We start from the raw sequence: 14,417 nt of genomic DNA, 5'->3' as shown, positions 1-14,417 counted from the left end.
GCGAAACCGCGCCTCTTATCCGGCGCGGTTTCTTGATTCTTAACGATTTTTTGAATAAACGGACACACCGCAGTGATTTCTTTTTGCGGTATGTCGCCGGCACTCACATCCGTCTACGCCGATCTGTAACGATCATTTACACGTTTTGAAAAGAGTCAAAAATGAAAGCACCACGGTTCAAGACACTGCTTCTATTTCCGGTTGTTGCCATCGTAACAACCGCCTGCATTCCCACTCCGGAAGAACTTGAAACAACTCCCGTCAAAGTTCAAACGCCCAAAGGTGTCGTAACCTGTCAGCTATATCGTCACGACCGGGTGACCTGGGACCGGGCGATTGACTTCCCGGCTTCGAAAATGTCCGTGCCGGAGGCTGACGCCTACTGCCGTCAGGAAGGCCAGCGTCGTCTGAAGTAAACATTGCGGCGCCCGTGATGGGCGCCGTTCCGTCATCTGTTGCGGAACAATCCACCCAGAATACCACGAACGATTCGGCGTCCGGTCGTTCCTTTCAGTTCTTTGATAACTGCGTCGGTCATCGCCGATGCAAACGTGTCTTTCCGCCGTTGCACCCGGGACGAGGATCTGCCGACCCGGCTTCCCGAATATCTGCGAGCCGAAGAATACTCTCGTTCCATCGGTGATTGTGCCTCTAGAACTTCATCGGCCTCTGCCTGTTCAGCGGCCTTGGCGGCCGCCTCGGCCCGAGCCTGGAGGATTTCAAAGGCCGATTTTCGATCAATACCATCGTCATATTTAGACGCCATCGGCGAGGCATCGAGAATTGCCCTCCGCTGCGCATCAGAAATGGGCCCCAACTGGGAACCCGGCGGACGAATCAATGTGCGCTCGACAATTCCGGGAACACCTTTTTTCTGCAGCATCGACGTGACAGCCTCACCAACGCCCACCTCGCGAATTGCGGCTTCGGTGTCAAAGGCGGGGTTTTCGCGATAGGTTTCCGCCGCCAGACGCAGGTTCTTTCGGTCACGCGCCGTGAAGGCCCGCAAAGCGTGTTGAACGCGATTGCCCAACTGCCCCAGAATATCCTCGGGAATATCGGCGGGATTCTGGGTGATGAAATAGACACCCACCCCTTTGGACCGGATCAGGCGCGCAACCTGTTCAACCTTGTCCACCAACACTTTCGGAGCGCCGTCAAACAACAGATGCGCCTCGTCGAAGAAGAACACCAGCTTGGGTTTGTCAGGATCACCGACTTCGGGAAGCTCCTCAAACAATTCGCTCAGCAGCCACAGCAGGAATGTCGCATAAAGCCGTGGCGCTGCCATCAGTTTGTCCGAAGCAAGGATGTTCACCATCCCCTGCCCGTTTTCATCGGTGCGCATCAGATCGGACAGATCCAGCGCGGGTTCGCCAAACAGTTTTGTTCCACCCTGGTTTTCCAATACCAGCAATCGCCGCTGGATCGCACCGATCGAAGATGTCGATACATTGCCATATCGCAATGAAAGCTGGGCCCGGTTCTCGCCGATCCAGACCAGCAGCGCCTGAAGGTCTTTGAGATCCAGAAGAGGCATTCCCTCTTCATCGGCCACGCGGAACGCGATGTTCAGGATACCTTCCTGCGCTTCGCTCAATTCCATCAACCGGGACAGCAGCAACGGGCCCATTTCAGTGACCGTCGTCCGCACTGGATGGCCCTGTTCACCAAAAAGATCCCAGAACGTAACCGGGCAGGCGGAATAAGCAAAATCGTCGAACCCTATGCGTTTGGCACGATCCATAAATGCCTGATGCAGTTTTTGCGCGTCGCTTCCGGGCAAAGCCAGGCCCGACAGATCACCTTTGACATCGGACAGAAACACCGGAACTCCGGCTTGGGAAAACCCTTCCGCGAGGATTTGCAACGTTACGGTCTTACCGGTCCCAGTGGCGCCGGCAATCAGCCCATGGCGGTTGGCATATTTCAGTGCCAGTTCCTGCGGCTGGCCATAGCCTTCGCCTCCGCCACCCAAAAATATATTCTTGCCCATTAACATTGCCTTATGTTTCACCGATCCTTGACCAGCATACAAAGTTAACCTTTGACTGCGATAGTCAATTTGCCCCGCGTTTGTTTCCTTCACGTGGGGCAGACTTCCTCCCTGTCGACTGGCCGTGCCTTCGGGCACGGCTTTTTTGCAGGTTCAAAAATGGTTTCAAAGCTCTGACCGCAGTATTAAAATTTGAGGATAGCTGTTGACCCGTCTGCGACCCTCTCGTAGGGTTTGCGCATAAATAAGTCGGCCAGTCCGACGGGGAGAACCTTTTGGAAAAGAGAGCTGGCTTATGCAGCTCTCTTTTTCTGTCTCAGGGCAGTTGGTTTCTGGTGTTCTGGCAAGAATCCGTTCACGTTCAGACCAGCCGTTCTGTTAGTGCCTGACACCAGTTCAGAAGAGTGTTAAACGAAGCAAAAAGCTCAAGCATCAAGTCGAGGCATTCATGATCAAGCAACTTCTAACCGCAAATACAGTGGCCGTCGCCTTTCTTAGCAGCGCAGTCTATGCCCAAGAGGCCAACGACGAAAGCCCGCAGCAGGCCGAGCCCGCCCAAACCGAAGCCGCGCAAGAACTGGATCTGGGAGAGACTGGCCCACGTATCGGCGAGCAATACGTCAAAGAAACAAGCGGTGCTTGGAATATAACCTGTCTACGGACCGAAGAAGGCGAAGATCCTTGCCTGCTGCGTCAAGTTCTTTCCGGCGCCGAGGGCCAGCCGATTGCGGAAATCTCGATCAACAAGCTTCCCGAAGGAGCGGAGGCCGTTGCCGGAGCTAGGTTGACTGTGCCGCTGGAGACCATGCTGCAAGCACAAATTGCTGTGTCCATAGACGGCGCACCGGGTAAAAGATACAACTATCATCACTGCAACCCGGTAGGCTGCGTCGCACAATTGGGCTTTACGCAAGGCGATATAGACGCCATGAAAGCGGGCAGTGCGGCAACAATCTCGCTGGTGTCAATTCTGGCCCCGAGTCAACTTTTGCAAATCGAAATGTCGCTGGCTGGATTTACCAGTGGCTACGATCAGCTGGAAGTCCTGCAAAACTGACAGATCGCAGACAAAGGCCGCTCTGAATGCGGCGGCCTTGTTTCGTACGTTGTTCGCTAAACCCGCTTCAGCGCCAAAACCGCATTCAGCCCGCCAAAGGCAAACGCATTGCTGAGCGCGACGTCAACTTTGGCTTCCCGAGCTTCGTTCGGCACAACATCAAGCGCGCATTCCGGATCGGGTTCCTCGTATCCGATGGTGGGTGCGATCACACCGTCCCGCAGCGCCATGATACATGCCAACAGTTCCACCGCACCGGTTCCACCAATCAGGTGACCATGCATGGATTTGGTCGACGATATCATCAGGTCGTCAGCATGGGGCCCGAAAACATCCGCCACGGCGGCACATTCGGTTTTGTCATTCGCAGCCGTCCCGGTGCCATGCGCGTTGATATAACCCACATCGCTTGCATTCAATCTGGCATCAGCCAAGGCACCTGACATGGCCCGTGAAGCCCCTTGCTTGCTGGGCATCACGATATCGGCCGCATCCGACGACATGGCAAAACCAACGACTTCGCACATGATCTCGGCGCCACGGGCGCGGGCGTGTTCGTATTCCTCGAAAACAAAGACCCCGGCCCCTTCGCCCTGTACCATTCCGTTGCGATTGGCGCTGAACGGTCGGCACGCATCCTTGGACATGACGCGCAACCCTTCCCAGGCCTTGACGCCTCCAAAGCACAACATGGATTCGGACCCGCCTGTGATCATGACCGGGGCCATGCCGCTTCGGACCATCTGAAAGGCCTGAGACATGGCATGGTTCGAGGACGCACAGGCAGTCGACACGGTGAAGCTGGGGCCTTTGAGGTTGTGTTCCATGGAAACATGGCTGGCCGCCGCATTGTTCATGAGTTTGGGAACAACAAACGGGTGTACCCGATTCTTTCCGTCCTCATAAACCGAGCGATAATTGTCATCCCAGGTCGATACGCCACCGCCGGCGGTCCCCAGAACAACACCTGATTTTGCGGCCAACTCTCCGTGAAACTCGATGCCGGACTGATCGATGGCCTCTTTGGCGGCGGTCAGAGTGAACTGAGTGAACCGGTCATACAGCGACATCTGCTGACGGTTGAACCGACCTTCAGCCTCAAAGCCGCGAACCTGCCCGCCGATCTTGATGGCCAACCGATCAACGTCCCGAAATTCCAGTTCCGAGATGCCGCAACGGCCTTCGCGCATGGCTTCCAGCGTGTCAGGAACCGAATGGCCCAGTGAATTGATCGTACCTGCGCCGGTAATGACAACACGTTTCATGAGCGTCAGTCAGACCTTTTCCGACACGAGCTTTTCGATCCCGGAAATGATCGCAGCGACATTGGATATGTCAAAATCGTTGGCCTCGGGTTCATTGGCGTTGAAGGGAATTGAAATGTCGAACTCTTCCTCGATGGCGAATATGCTTTCCACCAGACCAAGGCTGTCGATTCCCAGATCTTCCAGCGTGCTTTCGGGCGTCACATCCGATGGCTCCAGCACGGCCTGCTCTGCAATGATTGCGATGACGCGGTCGCTGATGCTCATGTCGATCCCCTGATTTTCAGTTTGACGATGATTTAATCGCTTGGGGTCTGTTTGAAAACAGCCTTTTTCAATGCCTCAACGTCGCGTGCCATTCGGGGCAGTCGGCGCTGCGCCTTGTAGACATCGGTGTGGGTCTCCATTTTGATGCCCGGATACCCCATGATCACGCGCCCGGCGGGCACATTTGACAGAATCTTCGTGCCCCCACCCGAAATAACGCCGTCCCCTATGAAAATGTTGTCGACCACTCCGGTCTGACCACCCAGAACGACGTTGTTGCCGATCTCGACCGAGCCGGAGACACCTGTCTGACCGCACAGCAGACAATCCCGCCCGACGCGGGTGTTGTGCCCGACATGGACAAGATTATCCAGCTTGGTGCCATCACCGATCCGCGTGTTGCGAATTGTTCCATTATCGACAGTGCAATTGGCGCCAACCTCGACATCATCACCGATCTCAACCGCGCCCAAAGAATGGATACGGAGCCAACTTTGGGCCTTGGCATCGCCCTGATCGCCCAACGTTTTGCGGGCGTTCTCAGCGCCAGAAACCTCGGGGGTCACGAAACTGAACCCGTCACTACCAATCCTTGCGCCCGGCTGCGCGATAAACCGATCCCCGATTTGCGCACGCGCGCCAATGCTGACCATTTCACGCAACAGGGCCTGTTCTCCAAGAATGGCGTCCATTCCCACCACGCAGTGTGCTCCGATGACCGAGCCCGAACCTATTCGCGCCCGCGCACCCACAACAGTCAGAGGTCCTATCGCCACATCTGGTCCAATTTCGGCCGTTGGATCGATCACTGCGGAAGGATGAATGCCCGGTTCAATCCCTTGCCCGCGATCCAGCATTGAGGTGATCCCCGCCATCGCCATGCGCGGACGCTTCACGAATATGGCCGCGCGCAACCCCATGTCCTGCCAATCCGCGCCCTCCCACAGAACGGCGGCGCGCGCGCGCCCTTTCGAAAGCGCTTCGGCGTATTTCGGAGACATGGCCATGGCCAGATCGGTTGGGTCAGCATCGCCCGGTTCGGCCGCCCGCACGATCGTCAGGCCACCGTCGCCTTGGCATTCAGCACCCAAAGCGTCGGCGATTTGTTGAATGGTAAACTGCATCTCGGGCTTCCTTTTGGCAGGATTTGCCCTGTGCTTAACTCTGAACGTCCGGCAGGGCCACCCCTGCCTTTTGCAGGGCCTCCCAAATCTTGCCGTCCCGGCCATAGACATCACGGCGATACTGCACCTCGCCTTTTGGCCCGACATATGCCGTTCGATAGATCAGATGAACCGGAACTGTTTGTTCCAAATTGACCTTGGTTTCCTTTCCTGTGTTCAGAACACGATGAAAGAATGCCTTGGGATTCTCTTCCTGTTTGGCCAGCAACGCATAGGCAAATTCGAAAGGCTGCGCCAGCCGGATGCAGCCGTGCGAGAACGCCCGCACCTCGCGCGCGAACAGGCTTTTCTGAGGCGTATCATGCAGATAGATATTGTACTTGTTGGGGAACATGAACTTGACCAGCCCCAAAGCATTGCTTTTGCTGGGCGGCTGGCGCATCGCAAAAGGAAAGCTTCGCGCGGTGAACTGATTGAAATCAACCGCACCGCGATTGACCTGCCGCCCCCTGCTGTCCGTGATCTGAATATGACCGACCGCGTTGGGGTTCGCTTTCAGCTTCGGCAGGTATTCCTTGGTGATGATCGAGCGCGGAACATACCAGCTGGGGTTTATCACCATATGTTCCATCACATCCGAGAACTCTGGGCTGCGGCGATCATGCGTGTTCTTGCCGATCACCGCACGGGTTTCAAAGGTGACTTGCCCGTCATCCACGATCTTTGCCGAAAAATCTGTCTGGTTGACAAGGATATGACGTGCGCCGCGTTCCCGAGGCAACCAGCGCTCCCGTTCCAAAGCGACATAAACAGCCTTGAGCCGGTCCACGGCGGGGCGATTCAACTCGGCAATCGTGCCATTGCCTGCAACGCCATCGGGTTCCAACCCATGCGCGATTTGAAAGGCCCTGACCCCTTCCAGCAACGCGGCGTCGAACGACGGGCTGGCCGAGGGTTTCATGTAGCCCATTAACACCAGCCGATTGCGAAGCTTCACGACATTGGGCCCGGTATCCCCGAATTCCAACTTAGTTTCCGGAACTGTCGCCCCCCAACCGCCTTGATCTACCAAATCCTGAAGCGCCAGCTTCTGTTTCATCAGAGCCCGGTACTGACGGGTTTGAGGAGCCAATTGCGCAAGATACGCGGCGCCATGTGTGTTCAGGGCGTTCAGATGCTCGGCCGCGCTGCGACGATCCACCGACCGAACAAGCCCGTCGTCGATGTTTCCGGGCCGAATAAAACCCGAGTACAATGCGTCGGCAAAATCCACAAAAACCTGGCTCAGTTCCGCTTCAACCGCGCCAAGATCGCGTGTCGAGCGTGCATCCTGCATTTTCTGCATCAAGGATGAAACTGTCGCATCGGCCCTCGGCAGACCGTGCAGATGCGCATGTGACAGTGCCTGGATCAATGCGGCCCGGCGTTGCATATGCTCATCGGATTCACCCACCCAAATCGGCGAAAACCCGGTTGTCCGGTAAAACTCTGCGATCTGCGATTCCCGTGGGGTATGTTCTGCAACGGCCATCTGAAACGCCGTGTTGTGCGCAGGTTCAGAAGTGGTGTTTGCCATACTCGCAGTGGCCGCAAAACAGCCGGCAAGCAGGATACTGGTACAGGTTCGGAATACAGAAAGCATTGGATGGCCTTGGAATCAATGGCTTGGTTGGTGATATGTGCGTCGAACAACTATGAGTTTGGCTGCGCAGACTTGTCTATTCACAAATTCCTTACCGAATTGCTTCTGTTGGCGTCTGATGCGCGTTTGCATCGGCCCGGTGATGTGCAGCCCACACCTGCAAATATTCTGCGCTCGGCTGTGACATTTGCGCAAAAATCTGCCGAAAATTCCCCCTTAAAAAGGTGCCTATGAAACACTTCTTGGCCGTCGAATCCGATTGTGTCATAAATTCCGCATCTGGGATGGGAAAAAATTAAGACAGCGCGCGTAACATCGTGCGCAGGCAGGAACAGTACGGGACGAACCAAAATGACCAAGAGCAGTTCCTCGGGCTTGACCCGACGTGCCCTATTGGGTGCGTTTGCAGCAACAGCAGTCGCAGCAGCACCCACCTACTCCAAAGCAGCAGGCTTTTTGCGCGGCGGCGGCGATATCCGTCGCATTCGCATGTATTCCGGTCGCACGGGCGAACGGTTGGACATGATTTATTGGGTCGATGGTAAGTATATCAAGGACGCAGTCAAAGAAGTGAACCATTTCATGCGCGATTGGCGCACGGATCACGTAAAATCCATCGATTTACGCACGATTGATATCATGGCGGCATCACACAACCTTCTGGATGTCAACGAACCTTACATGTTGCTGTCGGGCTATCGCTCCCCCCAGACCAACGCCATGCTCCGCGCCCGCTCTCGCGGCGTTGCCCGGAAGTCGCTTCATATGAAGGGACAAGCGGCAGACCTGCGCCTGTCTTCCCGCTCCGTCTCGCAGATGGCTAAGGCTGCTATGTCATGCCGGGCCGGCGGTGTCGGTCAATATAACGGGTCCAATTTCGTGCATATGGACTGCGGTGTCGTCCGCACCTGGCGCGGCTAAGACAGCGACTTCGCGATCTCGGCTTATATGACAGGGGTTTGACGGGGGCGGCCAGTTACATCCCCGCGTCTCCCCCTCCGCCGCCGGCATCACCGCCTCCGGTGTCATTGCTGGATGCTGTCGCCGCAGTGGAATTGCTGGTCTCACGAGACTTTTCATCGCCGACGTCAGCGGGAACACTGGAACCGGAAGCATTGTCGCTTTCTGAATCATCATCGCTTTCGGGTTCTTCATCATCGGTCAGCTTTCCAAGGATAAACGCCAGAATTACTGCGACCAAGATCCAACCTAAAACGCTTGAAGCTGAAACCCCGGTAATCGCGCTACCCAATAGTGCTACAATCACTACAACGATTATCAACTTCTTATTTGAAGAGATGACTTTCACATTCCTTCCTCCATTTGAGCTGACGCGCGCCAGCCTCGTTCGGAAAGTGTACATCAAAAAAACCACTGCTTGAGGGGTTAAGCCTCAAAATGATTGTCAGGATTGTTCGCGTGGTGGCAAGCAGGCGAAAAACGGAGGCGTGCAGACACTATCCATGGCCCGAAAGGGTATTCGCATGGAAAATATCCCGAGAGGGGATCAGCCAGGGCACCTTTCGTAGTTTCAACACTAGATGCTGTTTGGAACTGTTGTAAGCCAAGATGTTTCGAGCGCTGGAAACCGAAAACGCGAAAACTAAAGAAGCGCTTGACCGGGGCAGATGTTGAATAACGCTATGCTGCGGCATATCCCCGGAGCAGCGCAAGACCCTTGTCCTTCATTAGCGATAGCTATGCGGCTCGGGAACTTCTCCCAATTTGGTGCGGAAGTTCCTGCTTTGCCCAATAAACCTTAGAAATATAGCGATGGTGGCGCACCTGAGATGCGCTGCTGTTCCATCTCGCCTCGCAACATAACGCTACGAAACGCCTTATTTTATTGCCTAATAGTTACGTTCTGTTACGATCTTTTTTGATCAAAGGTGTACAAACAAATGTGACTCGTAATGCCTGCGTATGAGCGACCAAGCGAACTTAAGTATGTCTATATCGTCATTTCGATCAGTCATGAAGATAATGAGGAAACTGGTGAACGCAGCGGAGTTGGCGTTCCCTATGTTTTCGACAACAAAGAAGCCGCCATCGAAACAGCAAAGCGGTACGCTGGTTATCTTGCCGACACCGAAGTGGAAGTGGAGATTTCAAAGGAATTGCGGGCCTCGTGGATCGAATGCCTTTGCTATGTCGAAGGTAAACTAAAGACTCAAGTCAGCAAGATGACCTTGGAAACTGAGCCGGACGACGATTGGGAGCCGTTTTTTAAATGGCTCTAACGAAGCGCAATCTCAGACAGCTACCCCCCGGCAGACACGCTGACAGCGGCCAGAACGGTACAATCGGTTTATACCTCAATGTCACCGACACTGGGTACCGCAGTTGGGTCGGTCGAATAAAGGTTGGCGGTCGAACGCATCAACTTGGACTTGGAAGTCTGCGCGATGTGGAGTTGGATGAAGCCCGCGACGAATGGTTGGCGATCCGGCGTCGTGTGCGTCGGGGCGAGGACATTGATTCAATCAAAACCAGAGGCAGAACCGGCGATCTGTTCAGCACCGTGGCGCACCGCGCCTTTGCGGCCCGTGCTGGCCGGTTGAAGGACGCGAAGAAGTCGCAATGGTTGACCAGCTTAGAGTCCCACCTTGGGACGCTGTGGGACAAGCCTATCCAGCAGATCACGGCCCCGATGTTGTTGGATCAGTTGTCGCCGTTGGTGGTGTCGAAGACCGAAACAGCCCGCAAGGTGATAGGCCGCGTGGGGGCAACATTCGACTACGCTATGGCGTTGGGTCTGGTTGGGGTAAACCCGGCCCCTGCGGTACGTTCTGCGGCCCCGTGGCCCGCCAAGGTGGTGAAGCACCACAAGGCCGTTCCGTGGCAGGAAGCCCCTGCCCTGTTCAAGCGTGTGGCAGCTATCGACACCGTGGGTGCTGCGGCCCTGACCGTCACGATCCTGACCAACAGCCGGGGCGGATCAGTGCGGTTAATGACGCCCGACCAGATCACCGGCGATAACTGGAACCCACCGCCCAACATTGTGAAGATGGAACGTGTTGTCACCTTCCCCTTGGTGCCGACCGCCAAAGCTATCGTGGATCGCTATTCGTGTGTCGCAGACCCACTCCTATTCCCAGGTCAGAAACCCGGCAAGCCGATCAGTGACATGACGATGCTGAAAGTTCTGCGCAATCTTGGCACGGACGTTACGGTTCATGGGTGGCGATCTACATTGGTCGATTGGGCGCGTGAGACGCGGGGCATCAGTGAGGAAATGATCGACCTACTTTTGAGCCACAAGAAAGAGGCTAAACGGGAAGCCTATGCCCGGTCAGACCTGCTGGAACAGCGTCGGGCCGTTCTATTGGCGTGGGAAAAATACTTACGCTCATAGGTAGTGCTTTCCGGTATCGGTTTGAAGTTATTGCGTTATATCCTATAGGACTTTTTTTATATATTTATTGTTGTTTTTCATGTATTTACGACTCACTCTTATCGCTTCTATGTTCGAATCCGTAACGAATTGGAGCGTTTAGAAATGACACCAGACCAGACATACAAGCAGTGGGACTGGACTGAACCAGCCACGCTTGCGCCCGGTGCCAAGTGCGCAGCATCGAACACCAAACCGCCTGCACTTGCCAAACATCGTCGTCAGGATACCGGGTTTGCATTTGTGCAGATCGGGCCGAAGACGTTCCGCTATTGGGCTGACGGTCGCACGCGACTGGAACAACTGGCCTATCTGCGATCGATTGTCGGTGATGCAGCATGACAATGCCACCGCTTGTAAACCCGAAGAAGCTCCAACGTGACTTGTACCGCAATCTTGGCAGCTTAATCGGACAGCTAGCCTCGTGGCAGGATGAACTGGATCAGGCAATCAAACTGGCTGTCTACAATAACGAAGATCGCAAGTTGGATGGCCACAGGCTGCATGAAGAAATCGAAGCCAACCTGACCCGCGTGCTGGTGCATCATCTGAAACGGATGCACCCGGAACAGATGGAGGGGATCACTGTGGACGATGAAGGTTTCATCGATCGGGCCGATCTGCACGAACACCACGAACGGATCGAAGCGATCCTGACGGGACACATTTTGCGCGATGCGGGGCGGTTGTCCTAACAGACGAGACTGATCATTCCCGCCCAGGTGCATTGCCGCGCGAACGGGTCGAAGTAATTACCGGCAAGTATCAATTGAAGTGCAAACTGGTGCTAGACGACGTTACATAAAACGCAAAGCCGGTGGTGGCACGTTGTTACGCACGTGAACTGACACGATCCACCGGCAAGAAAAGACCCGGTTGCACGCGTATGTGCAGACCAGGCCAATATAGGTGTCAGTAAAAGATGACCAATAATAGCAATTGCAACTGCCGACGGCAAACCATGTGGATTCGCGTTTTTACCGCAGGTCACGAATACCGCGATCTTGATGGCAATTGGGTCGAGATAACAGGTCAGGCTAAGTTTGGTGATTTCATCGGCACGGAGCGCTTCGACCGCATTACCGGGATTTACCCCAACCAGCGGGACGACAAGTTTCTGAATGTGCGTGTCAGTGGCGACCACAACGAAACCTATGCGTTCACCATGATCCTGCGGTCTGACCTGCATCAGCTTGCACCGGAACTGGCCGCGACCTTTCCACTACCGACAGAGGGCCAATGATGAGCAAACCAATACCACCGGCCCCGCAAAACCTCACTGAAGCCGAAGTGATCCACATCAAGGCTGCTGCGATCCGGTTTGAAGAATTGCAGGTCCAGCCTATTCCCCCGCTGTCGGACGGTCAGGTGCCTGATCTGGCGCACGACACAATGGCGTTGGAATTGGGCATGATCGGTTGGGATCGGGCCGCACGGTACTGGCCGGAACGCGAACGGTTCCTGTTCTGGAACGGATCGCATTGGGCCGAAGACGACAAGCTGGCCAGTTTCACCTATGTCCGCGCTTTCCTGCGTCTCAAGGCCCGACAGATACAGGAATGGGCCGCTGGGGTGGCACAGGCCGAGACGGACACCAAGAAGGCCGAGAAGACGCTGAAATGGGCCGCACAGGCCGCAAAGGAACTGACCAACAAAGCGACTGTCAGCAGCGTACGCGAAATGATGAAGTCCAACCCCGACAAGGTGGTGCTGTCGGACGATCTGGACAGAGACCCTTGGCTGCTGGGAACCCCGACAGGCACGATCAACTTACGTACCGGGGAACACAGGGTATCGGACCCCAAAGACCTGATCACACGCTGCGTGACGGTAAGTCCTGCGGCACCTGGTAGTTTGGCACCAGTGTGGAATCAGTTCCTGCGTGTGGTGCTGAATGGCGACGATGAGTTGATAGCGTTCATCCAGCGGCTATTCGGTTACGCACTGACTGGTTTGGTATCGGAACACAAGTTTGCCTTCCTGTACGGCACAGGCCGCAACGGCAAGGGTACGTTCCTGAATACGGTGATGGATATTCTGGGGCCGTACGCACGCAAGGCACCATCCAGTGTATTCTTGGAATCCAAAGTGGCCGAACATTCAACCAATCTGGCCGGTCTGGTGGGCAAGCGGTTCGTGTTTGGGTCGGAGATACCGCGCGGCGCGTTCTGGAACGAAGTGCAGCTAAAGGATGCGACCGGGGGCGATACACTGACCGCACGGTTCATGCGTGGCGACTTCTTCGATTTCATGCCGCAGTTCCTGCTGGCCATCGCGGGCAACAACAAACCGGCGCTGCGTGGCGTGGACCCGGCGATCCGTGATCGTATCCTGATGATCCCGTTCACGATCTATATTACACCCGACAAGCGCGATCCTGGTTTGCCCGACAAGCTGAGACAGGAAGGTCCAGCGATCCTGCGTTGGCTCATCGACGGTTGCCTTGCGTGGCAACGTGACGGTCTCAAGCCGCCTGAAGCTGTTACGGCTGCGGTCGATGACTACATGGCAGACGAAGATGTGCTGGGTACGTTCATTCGTGAGAACGGGCGTGTTGACCTGACGGACACCCGTTGCGGTACACCAAAGGACCACTTCGTCAGCCGGTACAATGCATGGCGTGTGGAACAGGGCATGCGTGTAATGTCTGCACCACAGATCAAGAAGGATATGGAAAGCCACGGGTACGTGGATGCCAAGATGCGTATTGGTCAGATGACGAAAAACGACAGCCCAATTGCGTGTTTTAAGGGTGTTGAGTTGCGACCTGCTGGTGTGGTGACACCCCCCGGCGTAATGCCGTCGGTGCCTACGATGCCACCCGGCTGCACACCACTGCCCAAAAAAATCCATTAAAATCAATGGGTGTTTCAAGTGTTCCAATAGCTATCTTATCTACCGTATATGCGTGTGTACGTGCGCACATGTCACGCGCACATACATATACGTTGGATAAGGGAAACACTGGAACACTTGGAACACCCCCCAACGACGGGCGTCTGTAGACGGGACGCTATAGTCCGCACGTAGCGTGAATTCTCTAGTCTCACAGCACTGCCACCAACAGACCAAGCAACCAACCACGACCAGCTATCATATAATCGGATCGCTATAGTCTGCCCTTCCATTTTGGAAGGACATACTTGGTGCGAAGTATGTCTGTACATTTTGCACAGACAGATTTGGAACGAATGTATGTCCCTGTTTTTTTCAGGGACAGACTTTGCGTGTGATGGCGACCGTGGGTGATCAAACAGTGGGGAGGGTATCGCCAAACGGAATTCGGGGGGCCAGCACCGCGCCGGGGACTGAATTTTTATAACTAACCCCAAAAATGACCTTCGGTAAAAAGCTATAAAAACCGGTCTAAATCGGTGCGTAACAGCTATCCAATTAAGTCCGATCACGTGCGGTTTGTGAAGAATGACAACTTGTCATCGGTGATCACGCCAAATTCGAAAGAGTCTTGCCGAAACGTGAGGAGGTATTAAAATACCCCTTAGTCTCGCGCCCGTCCCGGCGCGGTCTTTGCTGGTGAGACGATGACAGACCCACTTGAAACGGCCCTGAATGACGAACGCATCGGACGGATGATCCAACACGCACGGCGCTGCATCGCCCGACATACAGGTAAGTCCACGGAACACTTCCACGCTCCCGGTTTACACGAGA

Annotated in this window: 15 protein-coding genes; 9 read left to right on the top strand and 6 right to left on the bottom strand. The window is 55.1% G+C overall.

Annotated features, from left to right (window positions below; all coding sequences use genetic code 11):
- The first annotated feature begins 161 nt into the window (after window positions 1–161).
- Window positions 162–416, top strand: coding sequence for a hypothetical protein (locus I9184_RS05065; protein WP_171115893.1), 255 nt, complete (start codon window positions 162–164; stop codon window positions 414–416).
- A 32-nt stretch (window positions 417–448) separates the two neighbouring features.
- Here the strand turns inward: I9184_RS05065 and I9184_RS05060 are convergent, their stop codons facing one another.
- On the bottom strand, window positions 449–1,996 hold the full coding sequence (locus I9184_RS05060; RefSeq protein ID WP_209833122.1) for a helicase HerA-like domain-containing protein: 1,548 nt from the start codon (window positions 1,994–1,996) through the stop codon (window positions 449–451).
- 448 nt (window positions 1,997–2,444) lie between these two features.
- On the opposite strand from I9184_RS05060, the gene I9184_RS05055 reads away from it, so the two are divergent.
- On the top strand, window positions 2,445–3,053 hold the full coding sequence (locus tag I9184_RS05055) for an invasion associated locus B family protein (protein ID WP_209833120.1): 609 nt from the start codon (window positions 2,445–2,447) through the stop codon (window positions 3,051–3,053).
- Window positions 3,054–3,109: 56 nt separating this feature from the next.
- Here I9184_RS05055 and I9184_RS05050 read toward each other — a convergent pair whose 3' ends face one another.
- Genes I9184_RS05050 through I9184_RS05035 form a run of 4 tightly spaced genes read right to left on the bottom strand, consistent with a single transcriptional unit; the run spans window position 3,110 to window position 7,285 of the window.
- A complete protein-coding gene (locus tag I9184_RS05050) occupies window positions 3,110–4,318 on the bottom strand; it encodes a beta-ketoacyl-[acyl-carrier-protein] synthase family protein (RefSeq protein WP_171723263.1) in 1,209 nt (402 codons plus the stop codon).
- A 9-nt stretch (window positions 4,319–4,327) separates the two neighbouring features.
- Window positions 4,328–4,585 (bottom strand): acyl carrier protein, encoded by a 258-nt coding sequence (locus tag I9184_RS05045; RefSeq protein ID WP_171723262.1) that lies wholly within the window; start codon window positions 4,583–4,585, stop codon window positions 4,328–4,330.
- Window positions 4,586–4,617: 32 nt separating this feature from the next.
- Complete coding sequence (gene lpxD, locus I9184_RS05040; RefSeq protein ID WP_171632414.1) at window positions 4,618–5,709, bottom strand: UDP-3-O-(3-hydroxymyristoyl)glucosamine N-acyltransferase; 1,092 nt, start codon at window positions 5,707–5,709, stop codon at window positions 4,618–4,620.
- 34 nt (window positions 5,710–5,743) lie between these two features.
- The gene (locus I9184_RS05035; RefSeq protein WP_245217975.1) at window positions 5,744–7,285 is read right to left on the bottom strand and encodes a L,D-transpeptidase family protein; all 1,542 of its coding nucleotides are present in this window, start codon (window positions 7,283–7,285) and stop codon (window positions 5,744–5,746) included.
- 417 nt (window positions 7,286–7,702) lie between these two features.
- On the opposite strand from I9184_RS05035, the gene I9184_RS05030 reads away from it, so the two are divergent.
- The gene (locus tag I9184_RS05030) at window positions 7,703–8,272 is read left to right on the top strand and encodes a DUF882 domain-containing protein (RefSeq protein WP_171632409.1); all 570 of its coding nucleotides are present in this window, start codon (window positions 7,703–7,705) and stop codon (window positions 8,270–8,272) included.
- Window positions 8,273–8,327: 55 nt separating this feature from the next.
- Here the strand turns inward: I9184_RS05030 and I9184_RS05025 are convergent, their stop codons facing one another.
- Window positions 8,328–8,660 (bottom strand): hypothetical protein, encoded by a 333-nt coding sequence (locus I9184_RS05025; RefSeq protein WP_171723259.1) that lies wholly within the window; start codon window positions 8,658–8,660, stop codon window positions 8,328–8,330.
- A 604-nt stretch (window positions 8,661–9,264) separates the two neighbouring features.
- On the opposite strand from I9184_RS05025, the gene I9184_RS05020 reads away from it, so the two are divergent.
- The 6 genes from I9184_RS05020 to I9184_RS04995 all read left to right on the top strand — a co-directional run bounded on the left by I9184_RS05020 (window position 9,265) and on the right by I9184_RS04995 (window position 13,601).
- Entirely contained in the window at window positions 9,265–9,591 is a 327-nt protein-coding gene (locus tag I9184_RS05020; RefSeq protein WP_209833116.1) for a hypothetical protein, read from the top strand.
- Window positions 9,582–10,706 carry an integrase arm-type DNA-binding domain-containing protein gene (locus I9184_RS05015; protein WP_209833114.1) on the top strand — a complete coding sequence of 375 codons (1,125 nt, stop codon included), beginning with the start codon at window positions 9,582–9,584 and terminating at the stop codon, window positions 10,704–10,706. Before I9184_RS05020 ends, I9184_RS05015 begins: the two co-directional genes overlap by 10 nt.
- A 144-nt stretch (window positions 10,707–10,850) precedes the next feature.
- A complete protein-coding gene (locus I9184_RS05010) occupies window positions 10,851–11,087 on the top strand; it encodes a hypothetical protein (protein WP_209833112.1) in 237 nt (78 codons plus the stop codon).
- On the top strand, window positions 11,084–11,440 hold the full coding sequence (locus I9184_RS05005; protein ID WP_209833110.1) for a hypothetical protein: 357 nt from the start codon (window positions 11,084–11,086) through the stop codon (window positions 11,438–11,440). The genes I9184_RS05010 and I9184_RS05005 overlap by 4 nt, the downstream gene beginning before the upstream one ends.
- A 266-nt stretch (window positions 11,441–11,706) precedes the next feature.
- Complete coding sequence (locus I9184_RS05000; protein ID WP_209833108.1) at window positions 11,707–11,988, top strand: hypothetical protein; 282 nt, start codon at window positions 11,707–11,709, stop codon at window positions 11,986–11,988.
- Window positions 11,988–13,601 carry a phage/plasmid primase, P4 family gene (locus I9184_RS04995; RefSeq protein ID WP_209833106.1) on the top strand — a complete coding sequence of 538 codons (1,614 nt, stop codon included), beginning with the start codon at window positions 11,988–11,990 and terminating at the stop codon, window positions 13,599–13,601. Before I9184_RS05000 ends, I9184_RS04995 begins: the two co-directional genes overlap by 1 nt.
- Window positions 13,602–14,417: the final 816 nt, after the last annotated feature.

Source organism: Ruegeria sp. HKCCE3926 (assembly GCF_017872515.1).
GTDB lineage: Bacteria > Pseudomonadota > Alphaproteobacteria > Rhodobacterales > Rhodobacteraceae > Ruegeria.
The sequence above is the reverse complement of the archived record's forward strand: the minus strand, read 5'-3'. Positions and strand labels throughout refer to the sequence as shown.

Bases quoted from the DNA above. Each gene is read 5' to 3' on its own strand.
- I9184_RS05065 (WP_171115893.1), top strand. From the start codon at position 162: ATGAAAGCACCACGGTTCAAGACACTGCTTCTATTTCCGGTTGTTGCC.
- I9184_RS05060 (WP_209833122.1), bottom strand. From the start codon at position 1,996: ATGGGCAAGAATATATTTTTGGGTGGCGGAGGCGAAGGCTATGGCCAG.
- I9184_RS05055 (WP_209833120.1), top strand. From the start codon at position 2,445: ATGATCAAGCAACTTCTAACCGCAAATACAGTGGCCGTCGCCTTTCTT.
- I9184_RS05050 (WP_171723263.1), bottom strand. From the start codon at position 4,318: ATGAAACGTGTTGTCATTACCGGCGCAGGTACGATCAATTCACTGGGC.
- I9184_RS05045 (WP_171723262.1), bottom strand. From the start codon at position 4,585: ATGAGCATCAGCGACCGCGTCATCGCAATCATTGCAGAGCAGGCCGTG.
- lpxD (WP_171632414.1), bottom strand. From the start codon at position 5,709: ATGCAGTTTACCATTCAACAAATCGCCGACGCTTTGGGTGCTGAATGC.
- I9184_RS05035 (WP_245217975.1), bottom strand. From the start codon at position 7,285: ATGGCAAACACCACTTCTGAACCTGCGCACAACACGGCGTTTCAGATG.
- I9184_RS05030 (WP_171632409.1), top strand. From the start codon at position 7,703: ATGACCAAGAGCAGTTCCTCGGGCTTGACCCGACGTGCCCTATTGGGT.
- I9184_RS05020 (WP_209833116.1), top strand. From the start codon at position 9,265: ATGCCTGCGTATGAGCGACCAAGCGAACTTAAGTATGTCTATATCGTC.
- I9184_RS05015 (WP_209833114.1), top strand. From the start codon at position 9,582: ATGGCTCTAACGAAGCGCAATCTCAGACAGCTACCCCCCGGCAGACAC.
- I9184_RS05010 (WP_209833112.1), top strand. From the start codon at position 10,851: ATGACACCAGACCAGACATACAAGCAGTGGGACTGGACTGAACCAGCC.
- I9184_RS05005 (WP_209833110.1), top strand. From the start codon at position 11,084: ATGACAATGCCACCGCTTGTAAACCCGAAGAAGCTCCAACGTGACTTG.
- I9184_RS05000 (WP_209833108.1), top strand. From the start codon at position 11,707: ATGTGGATTCGCGTTTTTACCGCAGGTCACGAATACCGCGATCTTGAT.
- I9184_RS04995 (WP_209833106.1), top strand. From the start codon at position 11,988: ATGAGCAAACCAATACCACCGGCCCCGCAAAACCTCACTGAAGCCGAA.